The sequence below is a fragment of the Streptococcus sp. NLN64 genome, from assembly GCF_015831295.1.
In the GTDB taxonomy this organism is placed as follows: Bacteria; Bacillota; Bacilli; order Lactobacillales; family Streptococcaceae; genus Streptococcus.
This window is the reverse complement of record NZ_JADXDQ010000092.1, coordinates 1-3,041: the sequence shown is the minus strand read 5'-3', so window position 1 is coordinate 3,041 and position 3,041 is coordinate 1. Positions and strand designations below refer to the sequence as shown.

Below are 3,041 nucleotides of genomic sequence, written 5' to 3'. Positions count from 1 at the left end.
AAGAAACAACCATGAGTCCTTTCCATAACTCTATTGTTCTGGGAAACATTGCAATAGTCAAGTATTTATACAATTATTGTTCAAACTGGGTTTTAATAACCCTCTAAACTTATATTACGAGGAGGAAATATGGTTCAATCCCTTAATACAAGCGTTGAATTCCAAACCAGAGGCCAATCCTATCTCGGAGTCGGCGGGCAGGTCGGAAATTTTTTGGTTGGTGATAAAGCCCTTGAATTCTATAGCGATCGGAATGTGCAAGATTTTATTCAAATGCCTTGGGAAAATATCCAAAGCATTGGAGCTAATGTTAGTCGTGGAAAGGTGAGTCGGCATTTTGAAGTCAAGACAGATTTAGGAAATTTCCGCTTCTCTTCCCCAGACTCCGGCCGGATCCTCAAAATCGCTCGCCAACACCTCGGGGACGAGAAAGTCGTTCGCCTACCGACCTTGGTCCAATTGACCTGGAAAAAAATTCAGCAAGCGCTTGCCAAAAAGGGCTAGTTTGGATATAATGAAACAAACGGACAAGTAGTCTTATTTCTTCTTTTAGAGAGTCTGCGGTTGCTGCAAGCAGATAGAAGGGAAGGACGAAATTCTACCGTTGGATACAGTTTAGATAAGGAATCAAGGCACACGATGTGAAGTTGGATGGAACCGCGTTTCGACGCTCCAACACCAGCATTCGTGTGTTTTTTCATTAGAGGAGGTTTCTATGTTAGATTTAAAACAGGTTCGCAATGACTTTGCCGCAGCTCAGGCAAAATTGGCCACACGTGGAGTCGACGCTGCTATCTTAGATAAGATGAAAGAGTTAGACGAGCAACGTCGGGAACTCTTGGTTCAGGTTGAAGAAGAAAAAGCCAAACGCAATACCGTCTCTGCAGAAATTGCCCAAGCCAAACGCAACAAAGAAAATGCGGATGACAAGATTGCAGCCATGCAAGCTTTGTCTGCCGAAATCAAAGAATTGGATGCCCGCTTAGCAACCATTGACCAGGAACTTCAGGGCATTCTAGTAACCCTTCCCAACCTTCCACATGAGTCTGTTCCAGTTGGGGAAGATGAAGAAGACAATGTGGAAATTCGTCGCTGGGGTCAAGTGCCTGAATTTGACTTTGAGCCCAAAGCTCACTGGGACCTGGGAGAAGATCTAGGCATTTTAGACTGGGAACGTGGTGGGAAAGTGACTGGAGCTCGTTTCCTTTTCTACAAAGGACTCGGAGCACGTTTGGAGCGCGCACTTTACAACTTCATGTTGGACGAGCACTTGGCAGAAGGCTACACTGAAGTGATTCCACCTTATATGGTCAACCACGATTCTATGTTTGGAACCGGTCAATATCCAAAATTCAAAGAGGATACCTTTGAATTGGCAGATACCAACTATGTCCTCATTCCAACTGCGGAAGTTCCCCTTACCAACTACTACCGTGGGGAAATCTTGGAAGCCAAAGACCTACCAATCTACTTCACTGCCATGAGTCCATCTTTCCGTTCTGAAGCCGGTTCAGCAGGACGCGACACCCGTGGTTTGATCCGCTTGCACCAATTCCATAAGGTCGAAATGGTTAAATTTGCCAAACCGGAAGAATCTTACCAAGAATTGGAAAAAATGACTCAAAACGCCGAGTCAATCCTCCAAAAACTTGGCTTGGCCTACCGTGTCTTGACCCTCTCAACTGGAGATATGGGCTTCTCAGCTGCAAAAACGTATGACTTGGAAGTTTGGATTCCAGCGCAAAACACTTACCGTGAAATCTCAAGCTGCTCCAACACCGAAGACTTCCAAGCACGCCGGGCACAAATCCGTTACCGGGATGAAGCAGACGGTAAGGTAAAACATGTCCATACGCTGAATGGATCAGGACTGGCCGTGGGTCGGACTGTTGCTGCTATCTTGGAAAATTACCAAAACGAAGATGGCTCTGTGACAATCCCTGAAGTTCTCCGTCCTTACATGGGTGGTGTTGAAAAAATTGAAGTTCCGTAAAGAAGCTGTTAGCTGGGCGAAAGCCCAGCTTTTTCAATCTCCATTAGACAAATTCCAGCTCTTTCTTTGGTATAATGATAACAATTGAAAAAATAGTAAGGATAGATTATGAAACTCATTTCATGGAATATTGATTCATTGAACGCCGCTCTGACTTCTGACTCAGCTCGGGCTCAATTGTCACAAGCAGTTTTGCAAACCCTAGTCGATGAAGATGCTGATATCATTGCCATTCAGGAAACTAAATTGTCTGCCAAGGGACCTACCAAAAAACATTTAGAAATTTTGGCTGACCTTTTCCCAGATTATGAAAATACCTGGCGTTCTTCTGTTGAACCAGCTCGTAAAGGATATGCTGGAACCATGTTCCTCTATAAAAAAGGACTGGATCCTGTCATCAGCTATCCAGAAATCGGTGCTCCTTCTACCATGGACTTAGAGGGCCGGATTATCACACTTGAATTCCCAGAGTTCTATGTGACACAGGTCTACACCCCCAATGCAGGAGATGGCCTTAAACGCTTGGCAGAACGCCAAGTCTGGGATGCCTGCTACGCTGACTACCTAGCAAGCCTAGACAAAAACAAACCTGTTCTAGCAACCGGTGACTACAATGTAGCCCACAACGAGATCGACTTGGCTAACCCTGCCTCTAACCGCCGTTCCCCAGGCTTTACAGACGAGGAACGCCAAGGATTCACCAATCTCTTGGCCAAAGGTTTCACAGATACCTTCCGTCACCTCCATGGAATGATTCCAGATCACTATACCTGGTGGGCTCAACGCAGTCGAACCAGCAAAATCAATAACACCGGCTGGAGAATTGACTACTGGTTGGTTAGCAATCGTCTTGCGGATAAGGTGCAAGAATCCAGCATGATTGACTCTGGTGCTCGCCAGGACCATACTCCTATACTTTTAATACTTGATTAGTTTCAAAATCTGAAATATAATAGTATTATGATTTTTACACCAGAACACATTAACGAATTAGAAACAGCCCTAAAAGATAAATCACTAGCTTCTTTTCATAAACGTATCCAAGCCG

The 3,041-nt window shown here is 44.8% G+C and carries 3 protein-coding genes; all 3 read left to right on the top strand.

Translation table 11 applies throughout. The features are described from left to right. The first annotated feature begins 129 nt into the window (after nucleotides 1–129). The 3 genes from I2503_RS09120 (at nucleotide 130) to I2503_RS09110 (ending at nucleotide 2,926) form a co-directional block, all read left to right on the top strand. A complete protein-coding gene (locus I2503_RS09120; protein WP_196967752.1) occupies nucleotides 130–504 on the top strand; it encodes a DUF956 family protein in 375 nt (124 codons plus the stop codon). 211 nt (nucleotides 505–715) lie between these two features. Beyond that, nucleotides 716–1,993: a serine--tRNA ligase gene (gene serS, locus I2503_RS09115; protein WP_196967751.1), complete on the top strand. Its 1,278-nt coding sequence runs from the start codon at nucleotides 716–718 to the stop codon at nucleotides 1,991–1,993. Nucleotides 1,994–2,101: 108 nt separating this feature from the next. Continuing rightward, nucleotides 2,102–2,926, top strand: a complete 825-nt coding sequence (locus I2503_RS09110; protein ID WP_196967750.1) for an exodeoxyribonuclease III — start codon at nucleotides 2,102–2,104, stop codon at nucleotides 2,924–2,926. Nucleotides 2,927–3,041 lie beyond the last annotated feature (115 nt).

What these genes read in the sequence shown, in the direction of transcription:
- I2503_RS09110 (WP_196967750.1), top strand. Translation starts at nt 2,102, where the DNA reads ATGAAACTCATTTCATGGAATATTGATTCATTGAACGCCGCTCTGACT.
- I2503_RS09120 (WP_196967752.1), top strand. Translation starts at nt 130, where the DNA reads ATGGTTCAATCCCTTAATACAAGCGTTGAATTCCAAACCAGAGGCCAA.
- serS (WP_196967751.1), top strand. Translation starts at nt 716, where the DNA reads ATGTTAGATTTAAAACAGGTTCGCAATGACTTTGCCGCAGCTCAGGCA.